The organism is Martinezella tropici (assembly GCF_008370325.1).
Taxonomy (GTDB): domain Bacteria; phylum Pseudomonadota; class Alphaproteobacteria; order Rhizobiales; family Rhizobiaceae; genus Rhizobium; species Rhizobium tropici_B.
Genome location: NZ_VNIP01000009.1, coordinates 298,637 through 324,220, shown reverse-complemented (window position 1 = coordinate 324,220; position 25,584 = coordinate 298,637). Strand labels below are relative to the sequence as shown.

Below are 25,584 nucleotides of genomic sequence, written 5' to 3'. Positions count from 1 at the left end.
TTGCGGATTGCCGTGGGACGATTTCGGCGTGCCTATTCACACGGCGCGGCGATATCGTCTCCATTGGCGATGTATCGGAGAATTGTTATCGCATTCGGCGCGGAGGCGCCATGACCAGCCCGCGCGGATTGCAAATGACCACGCAGGTTTCGGCTTACGGCGCGCCGAAATGGTTCGGCCCGAAGCTTGGTCCTAAATTCGGCCCCTGATCGAAGCTGGCGAAGGGCGTAGGCGAATTGTCGCGGGCCGGCGGAACGTCGAGGTAGCTCATGATGTTCTCGACGTGGCTGACCTGCGAGCGCAGGCTGTCGAGCGACTTGCCGGTGAGATTCGTGCCGGCCGGCAATTGCGCCGTCAGCGGGTTTTCATAACGGCCGTTGACGCGCAATTCGTAATAGAGATGCGGGCCGGTGGAGTAGCCCGTCGATCCGACATAGGCGATGATCTGCCCCTGCGTGACGCGCTGGCCGACACGCAGAGACTGCGGCGTTGCGGAGATATGGGCATAGGTGGTCTCGTAGCCGCCGTCATGACGAATGCGGACATATTTGCCGTAGCCGGTTTCCCAGGAAATCTTCTCGACGACGCCGTCGCCGGCCGCCTGAATGGGGCTACCCATCGGCGCGCGGAAATCGACGCCGTTGTGGAATTTCTTCACGCCGAGAATGGGATGGATGCGCCAGGCAAAACCATCGCCGAGCGTTCCGTTCGGCACGGGGCGGTGCACCAGCGACTTGGCGATCGAATGGCCGCTTTCATCGTAGAATTCCGAGGAGCCTTCGCTTCCGTCCTTATGCAGGTAGAAGCGATGCGTGTCGCCATCGGCGTGGAATTCGATGAACATCAGCTCGTTGCGGCCGTCATCGGACTTTCGGAAGAGAAGGTCGACGCTGTCGGGAGCATCCTCGAGGCTGGTCAGCGAAACGCCTTTGGCCTTGGCGAGCTTGATGAGTTGCAAGGCATATTCCTTGCTCAGGCCGGATCTCTCCAGCTTGGCGCTGACCGCAGCCTCGTCATTGCCGTCGACGTTTCTGAAATCGACCGCGGCTACTTCCGAAGAGGACGGCGCTTCGGCCTGGCTTTCGCTATAGAGCGTCGAAAACAGCCTGTCGTTGGCCATCGGCACAAAGCCGTTGGCATCGTCGCGGGCAACGACCCGCTCCGGCGTCTTGTCGCCGCTGAGACGGGCCATGATCAGTTTCGGGCGGGCGTTCGGTCCCGTCTTCTCGAGCAGCAGTTCCAGGCTGTCGCCGGGCGAAACCGTATCGGTCTCCAGGGCGCGCTGCAACTCGTCGCCGGCGTCGCTGCCGAGGCCCGCGGAAGCCAGGATGTCCTGCAGTTCCTGCTTGTCCTTGGGCATGGAGACCAGCCGGTGGAATTCACGGCCCTGCTCGCTGGTCGTCGCCCTCGATACGCTGACGTTCAGCGGTACGCCGCGAATGGGGAAGCGGGAGCGTCTGACGGCATCATAATGCGTGGTTTGCGGATAGATGCCGTTGCGGATATCCGAAAGCGACGGTGGTGAGAACACCAAATTGTCGGCACGCTCGCCGCCATAGGCGACATTGATGGCCTCGGCGCTGTTGCGCGCACTTCCGGCCTCGTCGGATTTGAAGACCAGTGTCGTGCGGTGATAGGTGAAGATGCGGGTTTCCCCGCTGGAGAGCTTTTCCGCGACCTGAGCGAAGCGGGCGCCGTCGAAACGCTGCTTTGCCGCCAACCGGCTGCTCTTGTGCATTGCAGGTTGTGGCCGCGCCAGCTCGGCCGTGCGCACAGGCACGGCTTGTTCGATCGTATGACGCGCCAGCAGCGGATAGAGCACAGTTGCCAGAAGGCCGAAGGATGCGGTGCCCGCCAGGCCGATCGCGATCAGGTGGCGCAGATGGGCAGAACGCGGCAAAAACGGAATGTGAAAATCATGATGCGGCCGCGCCTGCATGGCAGCCTCTGCAGGAAATTGAACGCGCAATGGACTTTCGGCCATGAAGTGAGGAACCCTGCAGATAGCGGTGGGCCCAAACTAGGGCAAATCGTGGCGAAATCTAGGCAAATATTACGAGTCGGTTAATTGTCGTGATCATCCACAGATCCAGATTCGCGCGTTCAAAATGATTCGTCAACCGAAGATGGTGTCGTAGAGCAGCTTGAAGTTCAGCAGCAGGATGATGGCCGCAACCGCCCAGGAAAGGATGGCAATGTTTCGGGATACGGTGAAACTGCCCATTTTCTCGCGATTCGTCACGAACTGAACCAGCGGGATGACCGCGAAAGGCAGCTGCATGGACAGGACAACCTGGCTCAGCACCAGCAGATTCGCCGTGCCTTTTTCACCATAGATGGCGGTTACGAACACAACCGGAATAATTGCGAGGCCGCGGGTCAAAAGCCGCCTTGCCCAATGCGGAATCCGCAGCCGGAGAAAGCCTTCCATGACGATCTGGCCGGCAAGCGTCGCGGTAACCGTCGAATTGAGGCCGGAGGCGAGCAGCGCCACCGCAAACAGCGTCGAGGCGATGCCGAGGCCGAGCAGCGGCGACAGCAATTCATACGCCTGGCCGATCTCGGCGACATCGGAGTGGCCGGTGGTGTGGAAGGCGGCGGCAGCGACGATCAGGATCGCGGCGTTGACGAACAGCGCCAGCATCAGTGCGACGGTGCTGTCGATGGTTGCCCATTTGATGGCGTCGCGACGTCCTTCTTCCGTGCGCTTGTAGGCCCGTGTCTGCACGATCGAGGAGTGCAGGTAGAGGTTATGCGGCATGACCGTCGCGCCGATGATGCCCATGGCGATGTAGAGCATTTCGTGATTGGTGACGATCGCTGGCGAAGGGATGAAGCCGTGTAGGATCGCGGCGACCGGCGGAGAGGCGGCGGCAATCTGGATGGCAAAACAGGTGGCGATGACGATCAGCAGCGCGATAACGAAGGCCTCGAGGTAGCGGAAGCCCTTGTTCATCAGGAGCAGCAGCAGGAAGGCGTCGAGCGCGGTGATCAGCGCGCCGCCGATCAGCGGAATTCCGAAAAGCAGCTGCAGCGCGATTGCCGTGCCGATGACTTCCGCGAGGTCGCAGGCGATGATCGCGAGTTCGCAGGCGAACCAGAGCGCCAGATTGACGGGTCGGGGATAATGATCGCGACAGGCCTGGGCGAGGTCGCGGCCGGTGGCAATGCCGAGCCTTGCCGACAGCGCCTGCAGCAGGATCGCCATCAGATTCGACAGCATGATGACGGTAAGCAGCGTATAGCCGAACTGCGCTCCGCCGGCGAGATCCGTCGCCCAGTTGCCCGGATCCATGTATCCGACGGAGATCATATAGCCTGGGCCGAGGAAAGCGATCAGGCGCCGGATCCAGCTGCCGGCATGGGGAACCTTAACGGTCGAATTGACTTCCGGAAGGCTGGGGCGGTCGTCCTCGTCATGGCTCGCGAACTTCCATGCGCGTTCTTGCGCGGCGGCTTCCTGAATTTGCGTCATGCGGGGCTCCGGGGAGGATCGGATTTTGAAGTTACTAAATAAATATGCCACATAACAAATTTATGCAATAGGCTATATTTCATGGTTTTTGCATCTCATGAGCTGAAATCGCGGCTTCATGCCGCCTTTCGGGAAGGCGCCATCGGTTTCCCGGCGCCGGAAGCGATCGGGTGATTTGCTTGATGAGAGAGGAGTATTGCGGATTTGACCGTTACGACCAGGAAGAAGATGTCCCCGTCGACCTGTGCGCCCATCGATTGCAGGCCGCATGCCCGGAAGGGACCGCGATCGCGACGCCCTTGGCGGCGTTTGCCAGGTGGGTGGAGGCTATCCAGCAGCCCAGGCCCGCAAAAGGCCCCCGCTGAAATCGGCGGCAGCGGAGGGCAGTTTCCAGTCAGCGCCTATTCGGCAGCGTCGTGGTTGGAAATGGAATCGCGGACGATGCCATATTCGCTGCCCCAGCGATCGGTCATCTCGGCGCGGATGTCCCAGAGGTCGGGAAAGAAGCGATGGCGGGTGCCGGCCTGCAGCAGTTCGACCGGGCGGCCTTTCAGCGATTTCGAGCCGAGCCCGATGGAGCGCTGGATCAGGTAGATATGGTTGGCGCGGAATTTCTGGAACAGCTCATCATATTCCACCAGCGCCTCGGCGACCACGTAGCTGTCGCCGTGATCATATTTCCCGTCATAAATGTCTGCGACCGTCAGGCCGGCGGCATCGAGATAGTTCGCCTTGAAGGCATGCCAGATGTCCGGCGGCATACGCAGCAGGAATTTGAAGCCGGGCGATTCCTGGCCGCTGCCATTGCCGAGCTGTAGGCGGATTTGCTGATATTCCTTCGGCGACATGGTTTCCAGGAGATCGAGCTGCGCGGTCATCATGCGCATGATCCGGTGCACGCGGCCCATCAGCGTGACGACGCGATGGGTGTTGCGCTCCTCCATGAAGGCGATGACATCGACCAGTGAGTAGGCCATGAGCTTCATCCAGAGCTCTTCGACCTGATGCACGATCTGGAACTGCAATTCGTCGCCATTGACCATGCCGCCAAGCGGCTTCTGGCAGGCAAGAAGCTTGTCGCATTGCAGGTAAACGCCGTAGTCGCGCATTTCGGGCGCTTCGATGCGCGCGTAATAGTCTTTCTTCTGCATCCTCGTTCCCTTTGTTCCGGTTCTCGGCCGTCAAGCATGTTTGCTCTTTCTGCAGAATACGAAATTTCGGCTCGAACATTGTTTCTATTTGTCATCCAAAATCGCAGAAATAGAGTACGATCGATAAATTTTTCTGCTATGGAGAGAACGATGGAATTGGACGCCCTGGATCACAAGATCATCGCCGCCCTCGAAGCCGATGCCCGCATCTCGTTTGCGGTCCTTGCCGATCTCGCCGGCCTCAGCAAGACGCCATGCTGGAAGCGCGTAAAGGCGCTGGAGGAAGCTGGCGTGATCAGGGGATACAGGACACTTCTCGATCCCGCCCGCCTCGGCTTCGGCCTGGAGGCTTTCGTGCAGGTCTCCATCGATGTCGAGCGCTTCGATGCTTTCGAAGCGGCCGTGCGCCGGCATCCGCTGATCTGGCGCTGCCATGCGACGACGGGGGAGGCGGACTATCTCCTCCATATCCTGGCCACCGACATGGCTGCTCTAGACTGGCTGTTGCGGCAGGAACTGAACAGGCTGCCCGGCGTCAGGCATACGGTGACCTCGATGTCGACGCGGGAAATCAAGTCGGACATTTCGCTGGCCGAGGCCATGCGGCATGCGAGCGCCTAATGAGCGGTTTCATCGTGCATGGAGCGGCGTCGTGCGGCTGGCGATCAGCAGCGGTGCAGGTTCGGCGAGCCGCCATGCCATCGGCACCGGCGTTATCGTCGGCATGCTGGCGGCAACCTTCATCGCCACCTTCTTCATCCCGATGTTCTACCGGCTGATCGCCTGGAAGCAGCCGAAGCCGGTTGAGGACGAAGCGATCGATCATCGTCCGCATGCACAGGCGGCGGAATAGGGTTTCCGTGTCACTTCAAGTTTCCGACGGGCTGATGAGCGTGACCGATTTGAAATAGGTCCGGAAGCGCTTCGTATCGCGTGTCAAAAGAGACAGACCGCTGACGGCTGCATGAGCGCCAATGAAGAAATCGGGTAGGACGCCGCCGCGCGTTCCGCCCGATTTTCTATATTGAGCGAAAACCTTGGCGGCGAGGAAAAGTGCTGCCCGCGGAATCGGCTCGATGCGAAGACCGGTCTCGGCAAGCATGTCGTCGAGATCCTCGACCCTGTCGTAACGGACAGAAACTTCGGCATAGACGATATCGTTGATGCACAAGGGGCCGAGAAGGCTTGCGGCATCGAGTTGCGCGAGCGACCAGTCGTACCACACCGGATCATTCGTAAGGATATCCAGCAATATGTTGGAATCGACGAAAATCACGTCAGTCGTCGCCGCGCGTCAACGCCATGATCTCGTCCGTGGTCATTCCTCTTCCGGCATGACCACGGAATTTGCTGAATCGGCTAACCTGCTCCTGCGCGTCCAACGGGACGACGACGATACTGCCATCAGGCATCCGGCGAAAATCGACCTGGCTTCCGGGGCGGATCCCAAGCATGTCGCGAACAGCCTTGGGAATCGTAACCTGTCCTTTTGCTGTTACCGTCGTGCTCATCCGTTCCTCGGTAATAACATTTCAATAAGAGGTATTACTTTTGGAGGTCGAGTTCAAGGCCGCGAGGCTGCTCGCAGCTCTCGCGGTTATCACATCGGCGGCACGGTGCCATTGAGGCCGACGGCGATGCGGTCGGCAGAGACTGTGGAATCGGCGTTGCGCTCGCCTGTGATGAAGACGCCGGCACCGGGCTTCAGATCGGCTTTCGTCGCCGATGTCAGCGTGACGATGGGCGTGCCCTTGGGGATGCTGATCTTGCGTTCGCCGCCCTTGTAGGTGAGCGTCAATGTCGGACCGTCGACGGAGGTCACGGCATTGGCGACCGTGGCGTTGGTCATCGAGCTGTTCGGCGCCGAATCCCAGGGGCGATCGCCTTCGCCGGTTCCCTTCATCGAGGCCGGAAAGATGACTACTTCCAGAGCGCCATTGATGCCGCTGTCGGTTGGCTGCGAGGCTATGCCGACGAAATCGCCCGGCTTGATGTCGCTGACGGCGGCCTGGACGACGCCGCCGACGTTCCGGTCGGATTTCAGCGCGACAGTCACGTCGCTGCCATCTCGGGACTTGACCTTAAGCGTATCGCCGTCGAGGCTTTCCACGGTGCCGCGCACTTTCACGAGCTCGGCGGCATCAGCGTTTTGCAGCGCGGCAAGCATGGCGACGGAAAGCGTCAGCGCAGCCGTGATCAGACGTTTGCGATGCATAGGCATTAACTCCCTTGATATACGGGCCGAGCGATCTATCGGTCGTCTTTGACATGGAGGATATGGAGGGTTGAAATTGATCGGCAGCAGGCCGCGCAATGCGTTTGCGCCATCTGCATCCCGATCCTAGGCGCCGCTTTCATCACTCGCTACTCAAACAAGCGTGAGATGATCGTGTCGTCCGGTACGGCCAGAAATTCTTGGAAAAGGCCTATTATTTCCCAGAACATCAAACAATGCTTAACTTTTACCGTTAGACTGCGCTGGTTATCTCGAATTCCCTATCGCGCTTTTGCGCTGGGCTGGGGAGATTGGAGAACGAAATGACCGCGATTCGTCCGCTTTTGATCGGAATCCTCCTGATTCTGGCATTGGTTCTGATTGCGCTCAGTATCCTGCTGGTCGATCCCGCCCAGCCTGTCCGTCAATCCGAAAGCCTCATTCCGCCGCCGACCGAGTCCCCGCAGCGCCCGTAAGAGCAATGCCGGGAAAAAACGGTCAGCTTGCCGGTGTAAAACGGGCGACTAGGCTGTGGCGATCCCCAGGATAGGTCAGGCGGACATGCGTGATCGGGCCGGCCGCGCTCCAAGTGCGTCGTTCGACCACGAGGCAGGCCGTGCCTTTCTGAACGTCGAGGTTGGCGGCAGTATCGCCCTCGACCGATACAGCGCGGATCTGGTGTTCGGCGGTGCTCCACGGCACCTGGTTGAGCAGCCAGGGGCCGGGCGGCAAGGTCTCGAAATCGGCCGTGGCCGCCTCCGGCACGGCAGAAAGATTGATGACGCGATCTTCCAGGCAGAAGGGGCGCGGGCCGGCATAATGGATGCAGGTGATCTCCACCACCGAGACCGAGCCGACGAATTGCAGCCGGTGCGCATCTTCAGGCCGTCCGCGCCGCTCCGCAAGCTTTATCAGCCTGTGTGAATAAGGCAGGTTGAGGGACAGGACCTCCGACTTGATGTCGTGGATCTCAAGCACGGCGGATTGCGCTTGCGGATGCGTGACGAAACTGCCCGAGCGCTTTCGCCGTTCGATCAGGCCGGCGCGCGCAAGCTGGGTCAGCGCCTTGTTCACCGTCATGCGCGAGCAATCATATTGATCCGCCAATTCCATCTCGAATGGAATGCGGTGCCCCGGCGGCCAGGCGCCGGAGACGATCTGGCCCTCGATATCGGTGAGGATGCGCTGATGCAGGGTTGCATCTTTGCTCGTGGTCATACCGCCCATCTGTTCCGTGTGAGACATGGAATTTCCCGCAAGTTATTTAGGGGCCAATCAATGGGAGGAAAAGCGATATTTAAGCAATGAGTTCAGCCATCGCCTTGCGGAATCGCACCGAGATTGCCTCCCGCTTGATGTGACGACCGCCTTCGACTTGCTTGCGGCCAAGCGCCCAGACTCCGTCAACCTTGACGCCGCCGGCAAATGTCCAGTGATCGAGAATGCGGTCGCCGGAGAGGTAGGGTGCCGCGCTGGTGTCGAGCGAAACGAGGTCGGCATGGTTGCCGACGGCAAGGCCCGCCGGTGCCTTAAGAGCCGCGCCGCCGCCTGCCAGTGCGCCGTCGAACAGCATACGGGCGGTGGAGCCGCCGGTCGCGGCGATGACGTTGCGGGCGCGCAGCGCCAGGCGCTGCGAATATTCAAGCTGCCGCAACTCCTCAGGTACCGAAATCAGGATGTTGGAATCCGAGCCGACGCCGTAACGGCCGCCTTCCTCCAGGAAGAGCGGCGCTGCGAAGACGCCATCGCCAAGATTGGCTTCGGTGATCGGGCAGAGGCCGCCAATCGCGCCGCTCCTTGCCATGCGCCGAGTTTCGTCCTCAGTCATGTGCGTGGCATGGATCAGGCACCAGCGATCGTTCGTCGGGGCGTTATCGAGCAGCCATTGCACCGGGCGGGCACCCGACCAGGCAATGCAGTCTTCCACTTCCTTCACCTGCTCGGCGACGTGGATATGGATCGGCCCGTCGCCGGCGATCGGCACGAGCTTTGCCAGTTCCTCCGGGGTCACGGCGCGCAGACTGTGCGGCGCGATGCCGAGTTCGGCGCCGGCAAGGCGGCTGGTGATCGTGCGGCAGCCGGCCATCAGCGCTTCGAAGCTCTCGATCGAATTGATGAAGCGGCGCTGGCCCTCGATAGGTGCGGCGCCGCCAAAGCCGGAATGGGCGTAGAAGACGGGCAGTAGCGTTAAGGCGATGCCGGTTTCGTCGCTGGCGGCGCCAATGCGCTCGGCCAGTTCGGCGATATTGGCATAATGGCTGCCGTCCTTGTCGTGGTGCAGGTAGTGGAATTCGCCGACGCGAGAGAAGCCGGCTTCCAGCATCTCCATATAGAGCTGTGCGGCAACAGCCTCGACATGATCGGGGGTCATCGACAGGGCGAACTTGTACATGACGGTGCGCCAGCTCCAGAAGCTGTCGTTCGCCGGGCCGCGGACTTCGGCTAGGCCTGCCATGGCGCGCTGGAAGGCGTGGCTGTGCAGGTTCGGCATTGCGGGAACGAGGATATCCTGTCGGTCATCGCCGCTTTCCGCCGCAACATCCGTTGCGATCTCAGCAATGCGACCGCCTTCGAGGGTCAATCGCACATTCTCGTGCCATCCGTCGCCAAGCAAAGCCGTGCGTGCATGAAGTATCGTCATGGTCTCACCCTTTCCTTTCGGACACGGAGTCCAAAATCCCTCTTGTCAGCCTTTCGATTATGTATATACATTATGAGCCAACGAGGAAAGGCGTAAAGCTGATGGGTGGGAACAATTTTTCCGAAGATGGCCTCAAAGATGGCAAGGAAAACGGCGCGGCAAGCCGCCTGTGGCGCAATGCGCGTCTCGCGACCTTGAAAGAGGGTGAGGCGCGGCTCGGCACGATCGAGAAGGGCGCGATCCTGACAAAGGGTGGCCGTATCGTCTTTGCCGGCAGCGAAGCCGATCTGCCCGATACCTCCGGCGCAGAAACGATCGATCTCGAAGGACGCTGGGTGACGCCCGGGCTGGTCGATTGCCATACGCACATCGTCTATGGCGGCAATCGCGCCCGTGAATTTGAGATGCGGCTGGAAGGCGCGAGCTACGAAGAAATCGCCCGCGCCGGCGGCGGCATCGTCTCCTCCGTCAATGCGACCCGCGCTCTCTCTGTCGATGAACTCGTTGCCGTCGCGCTGCCGCGGCTCGATACGCTGCTCGCCGAGGGTGTTACCACCATGGAAGTGAAGTCCGGTTATGGCCTGAGCATCGAATCCGAACTGAAAATGTTGCGCGCCGCGCGCAAACTGGCGCAAGTTCGTCCGGTACGCGTTGTCACGTCCTATCTCGGCGCGCATGCCACGCCGGCCGACTACAAGGGTCGCAATGGCGATTATATTACTGACGTCGTGCTGCCGGGCCTTAGCCAAGCCCATGCCGAAGGGCTCGTCGATGCGGTCGATGGCTTCTGCGAGGGCATCGCTTTTTCGACGGCCGAAATCGCCCGCGTCTTCGATCTTGCCAAATCGCTCGGCATTCCGATGAAGCTGCATGCGGAACAGCTCTCCAATCTCGGTGGCGCGAAGCTTGCCGCCTCCTATGGCGCGCTTTCTGCCGATCACGTCGAATATCTGGGTGAGGACGGCGTCAGGGCAATGGCCGCCTCCGGCACCGTTGCCGTGCTTCTCCCCGGCGCCTTCTATGCCATCCACGAAAAACAGAAGCCGCCGGTTCAGGCGCTGCGCGATGCCGGCGTGCCGATCGCGATCGCTACCGACTGCAATCCCGGCACGTCGCCGCTGACTTCGATGCTGCTGACCATGAACATGGCCGCAACGCTCTTTGGCCTCACCGTAGAAGAATGCATTGCCGGCGCGACGCGCGAAGGCGCCCGCGCGCTCGGACTGCTTGCCGAGACGGGTACGCTGGAGGCCGGCAAGTCGGCCGATTTTGCCATCTGGAATGTCGAAAGCCTGGCGGAGCTCGTCTACCGCATCGGCTTCAATCCCCTCCATGCCCATGTCTTCAAGGGAAAAAGGTTCAACCGATGACTATCGTTCTCCATCCCGGCTCCGTGTCGCTGCAGCAACTGGCGACAATCTACTGGACTGGTGAGCCGGCTAAACTTGACGCTTCTTTCGATGCGGGCATCGCCAAGGCGGCCGCGCGTATCGCCGAAATCGCCGCTGGCAATGCGCCGGTCTATGGTATCAATACCGGCTTCGGCAAACTGGCATCCATCAAGATTGACAGCGCCGATGTCGCGACGCTTCAGCGCAATCTCATCCTCTCGCATTGCTGCGGCGTCGGCCAGCCGCTGCCTGAGAACGTCGTTCGCCTCATCATGGCGCTGAAGCTGGTTTCGCTCGGACGCGGCGCGTCCGGCGTGCGGCTGGAGCTGGTGCGGCTGATCGAAGGCATGCTTGAAAAGGGCGTCGTGCCCGTCATCCCCGAAAAGGGCTCCGTCGGCGCATCGGGCGATCTTGCGCCACTCGCTCATATGACCGCCGTCATGATGGGCCATGGTGAAGCCTTTTATGCCGGCGAGCAGCTTTCCGGCGTGGCAGCGCTTGAAAAGGCCGGCCTGAAGCCGGTCATCCTCGCTGCCAAGGAAGGGCTGGCGCTCATCAACGGCACCCAGGTTTCGACGGCGCTGGCACTTGCCGGTCTTTTCCGCGCCCATCGTGCCGCCCAGTCCGCCCTCATCACCGGCGCCATGTCGACGGATGCGGCCATGGGCTCCTCGGCGCCATTCCATCCCGATATCCATACGCTGCGCGGCCATAAGGGCCAGATCGATACCGCCGCCGCCCTTCGCGGCCTGCTCGCCGGTTCCGTAATCCGCCAGAGCCATATCGAGGGCGACGAGCGCGTGCAGGATCCCTATTGCATCCGCTGCCAGCCGCAGGTGGATGGCGCTTGCCTCGACCTTCTGCGTTCCGTCGGCCGTACCCTCGAAATCGAGGCTAATGCCGTCACCGATAATCCGCTCGTGCTCTCGGACAATTCCGTCGTTTCCGGCGGCAACTTCCACGCCGAGCCTGTCGCCTTCGCCGCCGACCAGATCGCCATCGCCGTCTGCGAGATCGGCGCGATCGCGCAGCGCCGCATCGCGCTGCTCGTCGACCCCGCGCTGAGCTACGGCCTCCCCGCCTTCCTCGCCAAGAAGCCGGGCCTGAATTCCGGCCTGATGATTGCCGAAGTGACCTCGGCTGCGCTGATGTCGGAAAACAAGCAGATGTCGCATCCAGCCTCCGTCGACTCGACGCCGACCTCGGCCAACCAGGAGGACCATGTCTCCATGGCCTGCCATGGTGCCCGCCGCCTGCTTCAAATGACCGAAAACCTCTTCGGCATCATCGGCATCGAGGCGCTGACGGCCGCTCAGGGCATCGAGCTGCGCGCACCGCTGACGACCAGCCCGGAACTGACCCTTGCCATTGCTTCGATCCGCGCCGCCGTGCCTTCGCTGGAAGAGGACCGCTACATGGCAAACGACCTGAAAGCTGCCAGCGAGCTCATCGGCTCCGGCACCCTCAATGCCTCGATTTCAACCGACATCCTGCCCTCCTTGGAGATGTGACATGACCAACCCACGCCATAATATTCGCGAAATCCGCGCGCCTCGTGGTCCGGAGCTCAACGCCAAGAGCTGGCTGACCGAAGCGCCGCTGCGCATGCTGATGAACAACCTCGATCCGGACGTTGCCGAGAACCCGAACGAGCTGGTCGTCTATGGCGGCATCGGCCGCGCCGCCCGCACTTGGGACGATTTCGACCGTATCGCCGCGACGCTGAAGACGCTGAACGAAGACGAGACGCTGCTGGTGCAGTCCGGCAAGCCGGTCGCCGTGTTCCGCACCCACAAGGATGCGCCGCGCGTGTTGATTGCCAACTCCAACCTCGTGCCGCACTGGGCAACCTGGGATCACTTCAACGAGCTGGATAAGAAGGGCCTTGCCATGTACGGCCAGATGACGGCCGGCTCATGGATCTACATCGGCACGCAAGGCATCGTACAGGGCACCTACGAGACCTTCGTCGAAGCCGGTCGCCAGCACTATAACGGCAACCTGAAGGGCAAGTGGATCCTGACCGGCGGTCTCGGCGGCATGGGCGGTGCACAGCCGCTGGCGGCCGTCATGGCCGGCGCCTGCTGCCTCGCCGTCGAATCCGACGAAACCCGCATCGATTTCCGCCTGCGCACCCGTTACGTCGACGAGAAGGCATCGAGCCTCGATGAAGCGCTTGCTTTGATCGACAAGTGGACGAAGGCTGGCGAGGCCAAGTCGGTCGGCCTGCTCGGCAATGCCGCTGAAATCTTCCCGGAACTGGTCAAGCGCATGAAGGCCGGCGGCCCGCGCCCGGATATCGTCACCGACCAGACCTCGGCGCACGACCCGCTGAACGGCTACCTGCCGATCGGCTGGACGGTTGCCGAACACAAGGCCAAGCGCGAGAGCGATCCGAAAGCCGTCGAAGCTGCCGCCCGCGCTTCGATGAAGGTGCATGTCGAAGCCATGGTCGCCTTCTGGGATGCCGGCGTGCCGACGCTCGATTACGGCAACAACATCCGCCAGGTCGCCAAGGAGGAAGGTTTCGAAAACGCCTTCGCCTTCCCCGGCTTCGTGCCGGCCTATATCCGCCCACTCTTCTGCCGCGGCATCGGTCCGTTCCGTTGGGCTGCTCTCTCGGGCGATGCGGAAGATATCTACAAGACCGACGCCAAGGTGAAGGAACTCACCCCCGGCAACACCCATCTGCACAACTGGCTGGACATGGCGCGCGAGCGCATCGCCTTCCAGGGCCTGCCGGCACGTATTTGCTGGGTCGGTCTCGGCGATCGTCACCGCCTTGGCCTCGCCTTCAACGAAATGGTCAGGAATGGCGAGCTGAAGGCGCCTGTCGTCATCGGCCGCGACCATCTCGACTCCGGCTCGGTCGCTTCGCCGAACCGCGAAACCGAAGCGATGAAGGACGGCTCGGATGCCGTTTCCGACTGGCCGCTGCTCAACGCTCTGCTCAACACCGCATCGGGTGCCACCTGGGTGTCGCTGCATCACGGCGGCGGTGTCGGCATGGGCTTCAGCCAGCACTCCGGCATGGTCATCTGCGCCGACGGCACGGATGATGCCGCCAAGCGCCTAGAGCGCGTTCTCTGGAACGACCCTGCCACCGGCGTCATGCGCCATGCCGATGCCGGTTACGACATCGCGCTTGATTGGGCCAAGAAGCAGGGCCTGCGCCTGCCGGCCATCCTGGGGAACTAAGGCCTAGAGCGGTCCAGCGTTTCACGGAAATCTCTGAACCGCTCTATCTCTTTGTTGTCTCGCAATTCCGGACGAAAAACCGCTACGCACTTTTCCTGGAATTGCTTTAGACCAGCCGCACAAGACCGCCGTAGCTTGCGACGGTCTTGTCGGCGGTGATCAGGGAAATGCCTTCAACGAAGGCTTGAGCGATAAGAATGCGGTCGAAAGGATCTTTGTGAATATCGGGCAGATCAGCGACCGCGGCCGCGTGCTGTCCGAAAACCGGTAATTCTTCATATCCGTTTTCGAGCAGATTTTCGTAGAGCCTGCGGGCATTGACCGCAAAGTCGGGCCGCGCCAACCCTGCCTTGATCGCCACCTCCCATATGCTGGCGGTCGAAAATGCAATCGTATTGTCGAGGTCTTCAATCAAGTCGCGGGCTTTTTCCGGCAGTTGCTGGGAAGCGACCGTCGCCCAGAGCAGAATATGCGTGTCCAGGAGAAATCTCATCGATCTTTGATGCTTTTGAAATCATTGAGATTACCGTGAAACATCTCTTCGATTTCATCGGCCATCATGGTGTCGAAATCTTCGGGAACCATGATCTCGCCATCCATGAAACCAATGCGGCGCTTCTTTGGTGCTTCTTTCTCCTCAAGGGGAACAACTTTCACCATCGGCTTGCCCGCCTTGGCGATGATGAAAGCTTCGCCCTTGGCGGCCTTTTCGATCAGTCGCGACAAATGGGTCTTCGCCTCATGAATATTGACGGTTTCCATAGCAGGCTCCGAATGGACTTAGTCCACTAAACTTAGTCTACTGCGAATCGAATTGCAATGATGGGACAGGAATAGATGACAACGCCGAAAATCACGCTTCTCCGCCGCGATAGTCACCGTCGCATGCCCTGGAAAAACGGTGGCGGGGAAACGGTGGAGATCGCCGTTTCGCCTGATGGCGCCGGGCTTGCCGACTTCGACTGGCGCGTCAGTATGGCGACCGTTGCGACGGACGGGCCGTTCTCGGTCTTTCCGGGCATCGATCGCACGCTATCTATTCTCGATGGCGAGGGCATGACCCTCTTCATCGAGGGGCGCGCGCCGGAACGCCTGACGCAGGCAAGCGAGCCGCTTCCCTTTGCCGCCGACACGCCGACCTCAGCGACATTGATCGATGGCACGATTACGGATCTCAATGTCATGACGCGGCGGGGCAGTCATGCGCACAAGGTCACGCGAAATATTGTCGGCGACCACATGGAACTGCAGCTGGCCGCAGATACCACGCTGCTCCTTTGTGATGATGACAGGGGTCTTCGTATCGACGACGGAGACCTGAGCCTTGCGCTTTTCGCTCAGGATTGCGCCGTCATGAATGGTCCGAGGGGAAGGCGCATAAGACTTTCTGGCCCGGCGCGATTTTTCCTGATCGAAATCACAGCAATCTAGGCCGGAATGGGCTGCTCGGAGCTATTCTCGGCATTCCTCGCCCCCGGCTTGTAGGCGCGATAATAGAGATCGACCGCAACAGCAATATTCTTGAACTGCGTATCGAACTGGCCGCGGCGGATCAAAACCGGCCGCGGACGCTTCGATCTCTTCCAGATTTTTGCGACCAGGCCATCGCTCAGACTGCTCTTGCTTTCTGCGTTGACGAATATGGTCGCGGCCTTTGCCGTTCTTGGGTCCATGGTGGCGAAGATCACGCCATCCATATGCTCCCAAGGAATAAAACCGGTGGCAATCCGGATGTCCTGAATGCCCTGGGGACCGATGGTTATCACCGGAGTCATGAAGTCGCGGCGAAAATATTCGTACGCCGCAAAGGCGATGAAGAAAATCAACATCGGCAGCAGGATCATTGCAAGGAAGCGCGCCGGGCCTTCCTTGACCAGCATGGCTGCGAGCGCCGCTGCAAGGAAGCAATAGATCACCAAAATGATTCTGAAGCTGGATTTCGAGTACCTGATTTCGCGAACGGCTGTGATATCGGTATTCAAGCTTACCCCCTCGGCATGTTTGCCGAGCCATAGCATTGTGCTTGCTAAGATGCCATCGGTCGATAGATCAGTGCCCCGCCTTGACACCCACCCGGCTCCGCTATCCTATTTCCACTCCGCAGAGAGGATACCTGCATGAGCGACGACCAGATCCCCGCCGATAGCAAGCTTACGACCTCCAAGCGCCGCTGGGCGGAGGAGGGCAAGTTTCTGACGGGGCGTGTCAGCCGACCGGAGACGGAGCGGCTGCCGCCGGGGCAGCATCTCGTCAGGAACTGGCCGGTGCTCGATCTCGGCGTGCAGCCGCAGGTGTCCTTGTCGAGCTGGCGGCTCGATGTGATCGGCTTCGTGGAGACGCGGCTCAGCCTCGATTGGGCCGCTTTCCAGGCAATTGAGCAAAGCACCCGCGTCAGCGATATCCATTGCGTGACGACCTGGTCGCGCTACGACAATCGCTGGGAAGGGGTCTCGACACGCGATCTCCTTGATCTCGCCATGCCGACGCCCGAGGCGCATCATGTGCTGCTGACGAGCTATGACGGTTATACCACCAACCTGCCGCTATCAGATTTCGCGGCCGAAGATGCGATCCTTGCCACTACATGGGAAGGTCAGCCGCTGACGCGTGAGCATGGCGGCCCGATGCGTCTCGTCGTGCCGCATCTTTACTTCTGGAAGAGCGCCAAATGGTTGAACCGCATCGAGCTCATCGGTGCCGACAGGGCCGGATTCTGGGAGAAAAACGGCTATCACATGTATGGCGATCCCTGGCGCGAGCAGCGCTATTCGGACGATTGACGCCTGCAAGATGCTACCAAAGCAAATCCGGCGGAGATCGCGATTTCTTAATGTCGCCGTGCCAATTTTTGATGGCTCCGGCGCGGGTTTACGGCTTTGCAAGCCGCCATGATAGGCGTATTCAATGATCGTATGATTGCTGCCGGGAAGGCCCGGCTTCCCTTGAACGCCATTCTCCGAAATTTCTTGTCATGACCGTTGCCCGGACCACAGAAGAGCCTTCCGAAGCAAGCTTTGGCCGGCAGTCCCGCATCATCGCCCTGGTGGTTGCCGTCTCCTTTTTCATGCAGATCCTGGACGGCACCATCGTCACCACGTCGCTGCCGCAGATGGCGATAACTTTCGGCGTCGAGCCGGTGTCGATGAGCATCGGTATCACGGTCTATCTGCTCACCATGGCCGCCTTCGTGCCGCTGGCCGGCTGGGCGGGCGATCGCTACGGCGCGCGGCGGGTGTTCCTGGCGTCGATCGCCATCTTTACCGTGGCGTCGCTGTTTTGCGGTCTCTCGGGCAACTTGACCGAGTTCATCATTGCCCGCGCCGTCCAGGGCGTCGGCAGTGCGCTGATGACGCCTGTGGGGCGCATCATCGTGCTGAAGAACGCGCGCAAATCCGATCTGGTGCATGCCGTGTCGATGATCACCTGGCCGGCGCTAACGGCCCCGGTCATCGGCCCGGTGCTCGGCAGCTTCATCACCACCTATCTCAGCTGGCACTGGAACTTCCTGATCAATATCCCGATTGGCATTATCGGCCTCGGTCTCGTCCTGCGCTTCGTGCCGGATCAACGGGAGGAAAAGGTCGCGCGGCTCGATTTCATCGGTTTCCTGCAATCGGCGGCAGGGCTGACCTTTCTGCTCGCCGGTCTGGAATTGGTGGTGCAGGGGACGACGGGATTGGCGCCGAGCATTGCACTCATTGCTGCCGGCGTGGTCTTCTCAGTCATCGCCACCCGGCATTTCATGAAGGCCGATGCGCCCTTGCTCGATCTCTCCGCCTTCAAGGTGCAGACCTTCGCCATGTCGACGCTTTCGGCCGGCACGGCAAGCCGCGTCGCGATCAACGCCACGCCCTTTCTAATTCCCTTGCTCTTTCAGGTCGGTTTCGGGCGCACGGCGATCGATGCCGGCACCTATCTGCTGTTTTATTTCGCCGGCAATCTCGGCATGAAGGCGATCACGACGCAGATACTGAAGGTCTTCGGCTTCCGCAATGTGCTCGTCGTCAATGGCCTGATCTCGTCAGCCAGCATCGGCGGCTGTGCGTTCCTGTCGCCGGCGACGCCGGATCTGTTGATATATTGCCTGCTATTCATCGCCGGCCTTTCGCGATCGATGAACTTCACGGCGCTGAATACGCTCGGCTTTGCCGATATTCATGCCGCGCAGCGCAGTTCCGCCTCGACATTGTCAAGCATGCTGCAGCAGGTTTCGCTGCTGCTCGGCGTTGCCGTCGCTGCCGCCGTTCTTAATCTCTCGCGCATGATTCATGGTGGGGAAACACTCTCGCTCGTCGATTTTCGCTGGGCTTTCCTTGTCGTTGGGCTTATCGGTGCCATCTCCGCATTGCGTTTTGTCAGCCTGCCGCACGACGCCGGCGCAGAGGTATCCCGCCATAAAGTGAAGACCTGATCAAAACCTTCAAATTCTTAACGATATTGAGACGCAAGCCGCTGTAAAAATGGCTCGTCCGTTCCCATATGAATGTCGCTTCAACTCCCATAGGAGGCAGTCTTATGCTGCTCAGAACCCTCGCCATCTCCGCTCTCGTCCTCGGCATGTCCAGCGCCGCCATGGCGGAACAGGCCCATAAGCATCATCCCAAGCGCGTCAATGTCGAGGCGTTCCAGGCCGATGTCGGCAATGTCGATCATTCCAAGGACGCAATTCTCCCGGATGGCACGATCAATACCGACCCGTCGGTGACCGGCCCGATTCGCGCCGGCGACTCCATCTCCCGCCTGCAATGCGCCGCTGCCCCTAACTCCGTCGGCGCTCGTTCGAGCACGTATAGTGCAGGCTCCGCCTCGCTTTGCCCGTAACGGCTTGATGGCTCAAGCTGGCCTGAAGCGCGTCGCGATCTTTCAGATTCGCTTTTCACGCTTTAGGTCTTTGATTTTATGCATGTCGTTGTCGCAAAACCGCTGCACACTTTTACGCGACATGCTCTAGGCCAACTCGATATCCGTCTGCTTGAACTGGTCACTTTTCGACAATAGCGGCTGGCGATAATAACGAGCGCAGGCATAGGTCATGCAATCGTCAAGGCTAAGGCGCGCTGGATGGTCGCCTTGGCCATAACGCTCATAAGCTTCGGTCGTCAGGATGGCGGCGCGGGGCGGCACGGCAAGCAGCTGAATGTTCATGAGCTGCAGAAACGTGCGGACAGCTTCGCCGGCCTCGGTCGGCGACAATCCCAAGGTGTCGGAGAGCAGGATTGCGGCATTCGCTGCAACAAGCGGCGAGGTCATTCGCGCCGTTGCCGGCTGCATGCGGATGGCGAAGGCGCGGGCCTCCTCCTCGTCGGTCATCATCGCCGACAGCACCGAAGCATCGATAAACATCAGGCCTCTCCCGCCGTGCCGGCACTTGCACCTTTGTTGGTCGCTTTCTGCTTGAGATTGCGGCAGAAGGCGACGGCGACATCGGCCAAGGCCGGCTTGGTCAACTCCTCATCCAGTGCCTTCTGCAGCGCCAGCCGCACCGCCTCGGTTTTGGTGGGGGCCTTGGTCAGCGCCTGATAGCGTCGCGCCAGCCGGTCGATGGCATCGTCCTTGATGTAAAGCGGCATAGAATATCCTTTTCAGTTTTGTGGATATCCTTAGGGCGTATCCGTCATCAGAGCAATCGCGTCCCGCAGACCACTTTGCGCTCTTCCTTCACGATATTTAGATGACGAGCATCATCTAACATGATAGCAATGACAAACGAGGATACCGTTTGCTGACCGCGAGGAGATGTCATGCCCGCTATCGATCCCGTCGTTATCGTTTCCGCCACACGCACGCCGCTTGGCCGTTTCCAGGGAGAACTCTCGTCATTGCAGGCGCCAGAACTCGGCGCGCATGTCATCCGTGCAGCTTTGGAGCGTGCCGGTCTTTCGGCAGAAAGGGTGGATGAGGTTCTGTTCGGCTGCGTGCTGCCAGCGGGACAGGGACAGGCACCCGCCCGGCAGGCCGCCCGCGGAGCTGGCTTGCCGGATGCCGTCGGTGCCACCACCGTCAACAAGGTCTGCGGTTCCGGCATGAAGGCGACCATGCTGGCGCATGACCTGCTTCTCGCTGGTTCGGCCTCCATCGCAGTTGCGGGCGGCATGGAATCCATGTCGAATGCGCCCTATCTGCTTGCCAAGGCGCGGGGCGGCTATCGCATGGGCCATGACCGCATCTTCGATCATATGATGCTCGACGGGCTCGAGGATGCCTATGAGAAAGGCCGCTCGATGGGCGATTTCGGCGAGATGGCGGTCGAGGCCTATCAGTTCAGTCGCGACGATCAGGATGCCTATGCCGTGGAGACCCTGTCTCGCGCCCGCAAGGCGCTTGAGACGGGCGCTTTCGAGGCCGAAATCACCCCGGTTTCGGTGATGGCCAAAGGCGGTCCGGTGACGGTTGCCAAGGATGAACATCCGCAGAAGGTTTTGCCCGAAAAGATCCCGACGCTCAAGCCCGCCTTCCGCAAGGATGGTACGATTACGGCTGCCAGCGCCTCGGCCAATGCCGATGGCGCCGCGGCCCTGATCCTGACGCGCCGCTCGGTTGCCGAGCGTGAGGGATTGCCCATCCTTGCCGAGATCAAGGCGCATGCCACGCACTCCCAGGAGCCAGCCTGGTATACCACCGCGCCGATTCCGGCGATCCGCAAGGTGCTCGATAAGACCGGATGGAGGATCGGCGATGTCGATCTCTTCGAGATCAACGAGGCCTTCGCCGTCGTCGCCATGGCGGCGGCAAAGGAACTCGGCATTGCGCGCGATCGGCTCAATATCAATGGCGGTGCCTGTGCCCTCGGCCATCCGATCGGCGCCACGGGGGCGCGGCTGATCGTGACGTTGCTGCATGCGCTGGAGCGCCAGGGCGCGAAACGGGGGGTCGCAGCGCTTTGCATCGGTGGCGGCGAGGCGACGGCGATTGCTGTGGAGCGAATTGGCTGACTGGAGCGATAGAGAGGCTGGTCAGGCACGCCTATCGATATCGCGGTTGTGAGCATGGCCCCTCATTCTAGCCTTCTCCCCGCTCATGCGGGGAGAAGGGACGACCGCGCAAAACAACCAGCCTCTTCATTTTTCTCGAGGACTGTACAGGGCACTTTGAGAGCTCCCTCGCCCCGCTTGCGGGGAGAGGGCTGGGGTGAGGGGCCATGCACATCGTTCCGGCATCAAGGCATTCGCCTGACCTGCCGAAACAGCAACCTCACCCCTCCGACAATTCCTCCAAAATCGGGCAGTCCGGCCGCTCGTTGCCATGGCAGGCGTGGACGAGATGTTCCAGCGTGCGGCGTAGTTCCGTCAATTCCCGGATCTTGCGGTCGATCTCGGTGAGTTTCGTGGTGGCGATGTCCTTGACGTCGGCGCTGGCGCGGCTCTTGTCCTCGTAGAGTGCCAGCAACTGCCGGCACTCCTCCACCGAGAAGCCGAGGCTGCGCGAGCGGTGCAGGAAGCGCAGCTTGTGCACGTCATCGGCGCCATAATCGCGGTAGCCGTTGTCGCCGCGGTCGGGGCGGATAAGGCCTATATCCTCGTAGTAGCGGATGGTCTTGGCCGGCAGGCCGGAACGGCCCGATGCTTCGCCGATATTCATCTCTGTTCTCCCTATTTCGCCAGCCGCAGCCTCAGCGCATTGCCGATGACCGAGACCGAGGACAGGCTCATGGCGGCCGCCGCGATCATCGGCGACAGAAGCAGGCCGAAGACCGGGTAGAGCACGCCGGCTGCAAGCGGCACACCGAGCGCATTGTAGCCAAAGGCGAAGGCGAGGTTCTGCTTGATGTTGCGGATGGTCGCTTCCGACAGGCGGCGTGCACGGACGATGCCGTTGAGATCGCCCTTCACCAGCGTGATGCCGGCGCTTTCCATGGCGACGTCGGCGCCCGTGCCCATGGCGATGCCGACATCGGCTGATGCAAGCGCCGGTGCATCGTTGACGCCATCGCCAGCCATGGCAACGACGCGGCCCTTGGCCCGCAGTTCGTCGATCAGCGCCTTCTTGCCTTCCGGCAGCATGTCGGCGCGCACCTCGTCGATGCCGAGTTCTGCCGCGACGGCAGCGGCAGTCTTGCCGTTATCGCCCGTCGCCATGACGATCCTCAGGCCGCTTTCATGCAGCGCCTTGATGGCGGCGGCCGTGGTCGGCTTGATCCGGTCGGCGACGGCGACAAGGCCGGCCAGTTTCTTGTCGATGGCGACGAACATCACGGTCTTGCCTTCGCCGCGCAGACGCTCCGTCTCGGCCCTCAAGGCATCGGCCGCAACGCCAACATCGGCCATCATCGCAGCGTTGCCGAGGGCGATCGCGGTCTCGCCGACATGGCCTTCCACGCCCTTACCCGTTGCCGCCGCGAAACCGGAGATGTCGACGAATTGCGCTCCGCGTTCTTTGGCGCCCGTAACGATGGCTTCGGCGAGCGGGTGTTCGGAGCCGCGCTCTAGGCTGGCGGCGAGCGAGAGCAGCCGTGCCTCATCGACGCCCGTCGCGACAACGACGTCTGTGAGGTTCGGCTTGCCTTCGGTCAGCGTGCCTGTTTTGTCGACGATCAGCGTATCCACTTTCGCAAAGCGTTCCAGCGCCTCGGCATCGCGCACTAGCACGCCCTCGTGGGCGCCGCGGCCGGTGGCAATCATGATGGACATCGGCGTTGCCAGGCCAAGCGCGCAGGGGCAGGCGATGATCAGTACGGCGACGGCGGCAAGCAGCGCATGCGCCAGCCGTGGCTCCGGCCCGACGAAGGCCCAGACGGCAAAGGCGACGATGGCGGCCGCGACGACGGCGGGTACGAAGACGGCGGAGACGCGGTCGACCATCGTCTGGATCGGTGCGCGCGAGCGCTGCGCCTTGGCAACGAGCTCGACGATGCGCGACAGCGTCGTCTCGGCGCCGACCTTTTCGGCCTGCATGACGAGCGTGCCGTTCCTGTTGATCGTACCACCGGTCAAGGCGTCGCCCTTGGCTTTTTCGACCGGCAGGGGCTCACCCGTAATCATGGATTCGTCAATCGTGGATTGCCCTTCGACGACGGAGCCGTCCACGGGTACGCGTTCACCTGGACGCACGCGCAGCCGGTCGCCGGCCTGGATGTCGTCGACAGGTACATCGGTCTCGCTGCCGTCGGCGCCGATGCGCCGCGCCGTCTTCGGTGCAAGGTCGAGAAGCGCGCGGATGGCAGAGCCGGTACGTTCGCGGGCCTTCAATTCCAGCACCTGACCGACGAAGACCAGCGCGACGATGACGGAAGCCGCCTCGAAATAGACGGGCACGTTCTCGCCGTGCCCTCGGAAGCTCATGGGGAAAAGGCCGGGGGCAAGCGTGGCGATGACGCTGTAGAGATAGGCGGTGCCGACGCCGAGGCCGATCAGCGTCCACATGTTCGGGCTTCTGTTGATGAGCGAGTTCCAGGCACGGCGGAAGAAGGGCAGGGCCGCCCAAAGCACGACCGGCGTCGCAAGCACGAATTCGAGCCATGTGGCGATCGGTTCGCCGATCCAATCACGAATGGGCAGGCCGAGCATTGGACCCATGCTGGTGACAAGCAGCGGCAGCGACAGCGCGGCGCTGATCCAGAGCCGGCGCGTGAAATCGATCAGTTCCGGGTTCGGGCCTTCGTCGGCAGCGGGCACGCCCATGGGTTCCAGCGCCATGCCGCATTTCGGGCAATCGCCGGGATGGTCGCTGATCACTTCGGGGTGCATCGGGCAGGTATAGAGCGTACCCTTTGGTACCGGCTTCGGCGTGGGCTTATTGCCATTGAGGTAGGCCGATGGATCCGCCTCGAACTTGGCCTTGCAGCCGGCCGAGCAGAAATAGAATTTCTCGCCCTCGTGCTTCAGGAAATGGCGCGCGGTGGCGCGGTCGACCGGCATGCCGCAGGTGGGATCCTCGGCGGTGAGATAGCTTTCCGGCGCGGCCTCGAACTTCGTGCGGCAGCCATTGCAGCAGAAATGGAAAGTGCGGCCCTGATAGTCCAGCGATGGTTTGCCGGCGTTCGGATCGATCGTCATGCCGCAAACGGGATCGCGTGTCACTGCCTCCTGCGAGTGATCGTGATGATGATGACCATGGCCGTGATGGCCGTGATCATGTTCGTCATGCAATGTCATATCAAACTCCATTGCCCGGAATCAGGCGTTGGAAAGGTTTATGAACCTTCCCGTTACTGGAAGGTCAAGATAAAAAATAGTGATTGTCGTCCACAGTTCACAGAGCTCCTTTCCTATCGCATCACGCGGGGCGGTGATAAGTTCCGTAAGGCCGATTCAATGAAGCGATTCCAATGCGATATGATTTGACCACACTCCCGATACCGACGCTTCTGCCCGCCGTGGTCAAGGCGGAGGACATGCTGGCACGTCTGGACGAGCGTGTTCTGCGGCATGCCGTGGCGGACGGTTTTCGCGAGCGCGGGCATTTCTTCGATGCCGCGGGTGCCCTTTGGGTCAGCGGCGAGCTGGTGCATGTGGAAGATCTGGTCCTGCACGATGCGCGCATGGATACGCGCACGCCGACCCATGAGCTGACCATCGCTCACGCCGTGCTGCGGACGAGGCGGCGCCTTTGGACCGCCAATCCTTCCTGGGGGCTGGAGGCGACCGGCCTCGCGGTCCTGCGTGGCGACGTGGGGGAGGCTGAAGAGGCGATCGTGGTGCGCCCGACACCTACCGAAGCATCTGAGCCCGATGTGGGAGAGGATGAGGACGACGATTTCGGCGTCGATTTCGCCGAGATCGACGCCATCCTCGCCCGATCCGACAAAGTCCTGAATGGCGGTGTCCCGGAAGCCCGGCCGGCGACGGTCGATGTCCATGATCCGCTTGCACTCGTTCGCGACGAGGATTGGAATGAGGACGAGCGCCTGGAACGCTGGCGCGCCTCCATTCGCGATGCGGATCAGCTGCCGCCGGTTCTTGGCGCCGCCGTGCTTTTCGACGCCTGGGAGCGGATCGAACCGCTGCGCCGGCAGCACTGGCTCGGCGGTTTGCTGGTGAGTGCCTATCTGCGCAGCCGCGGCAAGATCACCTCGCATCTCTTCTGTTTGAATGTCGGCCTGAAAGCGGTCCGGCACGATCGGCGGCGCGCGTCGGACCGCATCACGCGCCTGACGGCCTTCCTGGAGGCCATGGCGCTTTCGGCCGAATCAGGCCTGAAGGAACTCGACCGGTTGTCGCTCGCCAAGCTGCAGATGGAATTGAGGCTCAAGGATCGGCGTTCCAACAGCAGCCTGCCCGAGGTCATCGATATCGTGCTGTCGCGGCCGATCGTTTCGGCGAAGATGATTGCGCGGCATGTCGGCGTTACCTCGAGAGGCGCGCTCAATCTGGTGGCCGAACTCGGCCTGCGCGAGATGACAGGTCGCGGGCGTTATCGCGGTTGGGGTGTGCTTTGACCCGGTCCATCGGCCAACACGCGAGCATATCTTATCTTTGCAGCTACAACCCTAGTTTTTGTCCAATGTAACAGTTTGTTACGCTAAGTCGCGCTAAAATGGACAAAATTTAATGGCCATACCAAATTCCTAAGCGGCT

The 25,584-nt window shown here is 61.1% G+C and carries 26 protein-coding genes and 1 pseudogene; 12 read left to right on the top strand and 15 right to left on the bottom strand.

Annotation, left to right across the window (positions count from 1 at the left end; all coding sequences use genetic code 11):
- Nucleotides 1-154 precede the first annotated feature (154 nt).
- From FP026_RS18415 to FP026_RS18405, 3 genes are all read right to left on the bottom strand, one after another.
- On the bottom strand, nt 155-1,969 hold the full coding sequence (locus FP026_RS18415; protein ID WP_246665380.1) for a M23 family metallopeptidase: 1,815 nt from the start codon (nt 1,967-1,969) through the stop codon (nt 155-157).
- Nucleotides 1,970-2,116: 147 nt separating this feature from the next.
- Nucleotides 2,117-3,475: an Nramp family divalent metal transporter gene (locus tag FP026_RS18410; RefSeq protein WP_149636063.1), complete on the bottom strand. Its 1,359-nt coding sequence runs from the start codon at nt 3,473-3,475 to the stop codon at nt 2,117-2,119.
- A gap of 401 nt (nt 3,476-3,876) precedes the next feature.
- The gene (locus FP026_RS18405) at nt 3,877-4,626 is read right to left on the bottom strand and encodes a tryptophan 2,3-dioxygenase family protein (RefSeq protein ID WP_149636062.1); all 750 of its coding nucleotides are present in this window, start codon (nt 4,624-4,626) and stop codon (nt 3,877-3,879) included.
- Nucleotides 4,627-4,776: 150 nt separating this feature from the next.
- Between FP026_RS18405 and FP026_RS18400 the strand changes: the two genes are divergently transcribed.
- The gene (locus FP026_RS18400) at nt 4,777-5,247 is read left to right on the top strand and encodes an Lrp/AsnC family transcriptional regulator (protein ID WP_149636061.1); all 471 of its coding nucleotides are present in this window, start codon (nt 4,777-4,779) and stop codon (nt 5,245-5,247) included.
- A gap of 25 nt (nt 5,248-5,272) precedes the next feature.
- Nucleotides 5,273-5,479 (top strand): annotated as a pseudogene (locus tag FP026_RS18395) (efflux RND transporter permease subunit); the annotation flags it as partial.
- A gap of 15 nt (nt 5,480-5,494) precedes the next feature.
- Here FP026_RS18395 and FP026_RS18390 read toward each other — a convergent pair.
- The 3 genes from FP026_RS18390 to FP026_RS18380 form a co-directional block, all read right to left on the bottom strand.
- Nucleotides 5,495-5,902: a type II toxin-antitoxin system VapC family toxin gene (locus tag FP026_RS18390; RefSeq protein ID WP_149636060.1), complete on the bottom strand. Its 408-nt coding sequence runs from the start codon at nt 5,900-5,902 to the stop codon at nt 5,495-5,497.
- A 1-nt stretch (nt 5,903) separates the two neighbouring features.
- Nucleotides 5,904-6,137, bottom strand: coding sequence for an AbrB/MazE/SpoVT family DNA-binding domain-containing protein (locus FP026_RS18385; protein ID WP_149636059.1), 234 nt, complete (start codon nt 6,135-6,137; stop codon nt 5,904-5,906).
- A gap of 89 nt (nt 6,138-6,226) precedes the next feature.
- Nucleotides 6,227-6,841 (bottom strand): DUF5666 domain-containing protein, encoded by a 615-nt coding sequence (locus tag FP026_RS18380; protein ID WP_149636058.1) that lies wholly within the window; start codon nt 6,839-6,841, stop codon nt 6,227-6,229.
- Between the two features lie 323 nt (nt 6,842-7,164).
- Here FP026_RS18380 and FP026_RS30270 point away from each other — a divergent pair, with 323 nt between their 5' ends.
- A complete protein-coding gene (locus tag FP026_RS30270; protein ID WP_167376678.1) occupies nt 7,165-7,317 on the top strand; it encodes a hypothetical protein in 153 nt (50 codons plus the stop codon).
- 22 nt (nt 7,318-7,339) lie between these two features.
- On the opposite strand, the gene hutC is transcribed toward FP026_RS30270, so the two are convergent.
- Nucleotides 7,340-8,059 carry a histidine utilization repressor gene (gene hutC / locus FP026_RS18375; RefSeq protein ID WP_149636150.1) on the bottom strand — a complete coding sequence of 240 codons (720 nt, stop codon included), beginning with the start codon at nt 8,057-8,059 and terminating at the stop codon, nt 7,340-7,342.
- A 79-nt stretch (nt 8,060-8,138) separates the two neighbouring features.
- Nucleotides 8,139-9,482: a formimidoylglutamate deiminase gene (locus tag FP026_RS18370; RefSeq protein ID WP_149636057.1), complete on the bottom strand. Its 1,344-nt coding sequence runs from the start codon at nt 9,480-9,482 to the stop codon at nt 8,139-8,141.
- Between the two features lie 101 nt (nt 9,483-9,583).
- On the opposite strand from FP026_RS18370, the gene hutI reads away from it, so the two are divergent.
- Genes hutI through hutU form a run of 3 tightly spaced genes read left to right on the top strand, consistent with a single transcriptional unit; the run spans nt 9,584 to nt 14,071 of the window.
- The gene (hutI, locus tag FP026_RS18365) at nt 9,584-10,852 is read left to right on the top strand and encodes an imidazolonepropionase (RefSeq protein ID WP_149636056.1); all 1,269 of its coding nucleotides are present in this window, start codon (nt 9,584-9,586) and stop codon (nt 10,850-10,852) included.
- On the top strand, nt 10,849-12,384 hold the full coding sequence (gene hutH / locus FP026_RS18360) for a histidine ammonia-lyase (protein ID WP_149636055.1): 1,536 nt from the start codon (nt 10,849-10,851) through the stop codon (nt 12,382-12,384). The genes hutI and hutH overlap by 4 nt, the downstream gene beginning before the upstream one ends.
- A gap of 1 nt (nt 12,385) precedes the next feature.
- Complete coding sequence (gene hutU, locus FP026_RS18355) at nt 12,386-14,071, top strand: urocanate hydratase (RefSeq protein ID WP_149636054.1); 1,686 nt, start codon at nt 12,386-12,388, stop codon at nt 14,069-14,071.
- A gap of 106 nt (nt 14,072-14,177) precedes the next feature.
- On the opposite strand, the gene FP026_RS18350 is transcribed toward hutU, so the two are convergent.
- Both FP026_RS18350 and FP026_RS18345 read right to left on the bottom strand, forming a co-directional pair.
- Nucleotides 14,178-14,564: a type II toxin-antitoxin system VapC family toxin gene (locus FP026_RS18350; protein WP_149636053.1), complete on the bottom strand. Its 387-nt coding sequence runs from the start codon at nt 14,562-14,564 to the stop codon at nt 14,178-14,180.
- On the bottom strand, nt 14,561-14,833 hold the full coding sequence (locus FP026_RS18345) for a type II toxin-antitoxin system Phd/YefM family antitoxin (RefSeq protein WP_149636052.1): 273 nt from the start codon (nt 14,831-14,833) through the stop codon (nt 14,561-14,563). Before FP026_RS18345 ends, FP026_RS18350 begins: the two co-directional genes overlap by 4 nt.
- A gap of 75 nt (nt 14,834-14,908) precedes the next feature.
- Here FP026_RS18345 and FP026_RS18340 point away from each other — a divergent pair, with 75 nt between their 5' ends.
- Nucleotides 14,909-15,502: a HutD/Ves family protein gene (locus tag FP026_RS18340; protein ID WP_246665379.1), complete on the top strand. Its 594-nt coding sequence runs from the start codon at nt 14,909-14,911 to the stop codon at nt 15,500-15,502.
- Here the strand turns inward: FP026_RS18340 and FP026_RS18335 are convergent.
- Nucleotides 15,499-15,915: a hypothetical protein gene (locus tag FP026_RS18335; protein ID WP_149636051.1), complete on the bottom strand. Its 417-nt coding sequence runs from the start codon at nt 15,913-15,915 to the stop codon at nt 15,499-15,501. The two genes, FP026_RS18340 and FP026_RS18335, sit on opposite strands and share 4 nt — an antisense overlap.
- Nucleotides 15,916-16,188: 273 nt before the next feature.
- On the opposite strand from FP026_RS18335, the gene FP026_RS18330 reads away from it, so the two are divergent.
- From FP026_RS18330 to FP026_RS18320, 3 genes are all read left to right on the top strand, one after another.
- Nucleotides 16,189-16,851 (top strand): sulfite oxidase-like oxidoreductase, encoded by a 663-nt coding sequence (locus FP026_RS18330; protein ID WP_149636050.1) that lies wholly within the window; start codon nt 16,189-16,191, stop codon nt 16,849-16,851.
- Nucleotides 16,852-17,042: 191 nt separating this feature from the next.
- A complete protein-coding gene (locus FP026_RS18325; protein ID WP_149636049.1) occupies nt 17,043-18,482 on the top strand; it encodes an MFS transporter in 1,440 nt (479 codons plus the stop codon).
- Between the two features lie 104 nt (nt 18,483-18,586).
- On the top strand, nt 18,587-18,892 hold the full coding sequence (locus FP026_RS18320) for a hypothetical protein (RefSeq protein WP_112341489.1): 306 nt from the start codon (nt 18,587-18,589) through the stop codon (nt 18,890-18,892).
- A 126-nt stretch (nt 18,893-19,018) separates the two neighbouring features.
- Here the strand turns inward: FP026_RS18320 and FP026_RS18315 are convergent, their stop codons facing one another.
- The gene (locus tag FP026_RS18315; protein WP_149636048.1) at nt 19,019-19,414 is read right to left on the bottom strand and encodes a type II toxin-antitoxin system VapC family toxin; all 396 of its coding nucleotides are present in this window, start codon (nt 19,412-19,414) and stop codon (nt 19,019-19,021) included.
- Entirely contained in the window at nt 19,414-19,641 is a 228-nt protein-coding gene (locus tag FP026_RS18310; protein WP_149636047.1) for a type II toxin-antitoxin system VapB family antitoxin, read from the bottom strand. Before FP026_RS18310 ends, FP026_RS18315 begins: the two co-directional genes overlap by 1 nt.
- 171 nt (nt 19,642-19,812) lie before the next feature.
- On the opposite strand from FP026_RS18310, the gene FP026_RS18305 reads away from it, so the two are divergent.
- Nucleotides 19,813-21,003: an acetyl-CoA C-acyltransferase gene (locus FP026_RS18305; protein WP_149636046.1), complete on the top strand. Its 1,191-nt coding sequence runs from the start codon at nt 19,813-19,815 to the stop codon at nt 21,001-21,003.
- Between the two features lie 259 nt (nt 21,004-21,262).
- Here the strand turns inward: FP026_RS18305 and cueR are convergent, their stop codons facing one another.
- Together cueR and FP026_RS18295 are read right to left on the bottom strand one after the other, a co-directional pair.
- Entirely contained in the window at nt 21,263-21,649 is a 387-nt protein-coding gene (cueR, locus tag FP026_RS18300) for a Cu(I)-responsive transcriptional regulator (RefSeq protein ID WP_149636045.1), read from the bottom strand.
- 11 nt (nt 21,650-21,660) lie between these two features.
- Nucleotides 21,661-24,162, bottom strand: coding sequence for a heavy metal translocating P-type ATPase (locus FP026_RS18295; RefSeq protein ID WP_149636044.1), 2,502 nt, complete (start codon nt 24,160-24,162; stop codon nt 21,661-21,663).
- Between the two features lie 173 nt (nt 24,163-24,335).
- Here FP026_RS18295 and FP026_RS18290 point away from each other — a divergent pair, with 173 nt between their 5' ends.
- Nucleotides 24,336-25,445, top strand: coding sequence for an RHE_PE00001 family protein (locus FP026_RS18290; RefSeq protein WP_149636043.1), 1,110 nt, complete (start codon nt 24,336-24,338; stop codon nt 25,443-25,445).
- Nucleotides 25,446-25,584: the final 139 nt, after the last annotated feature.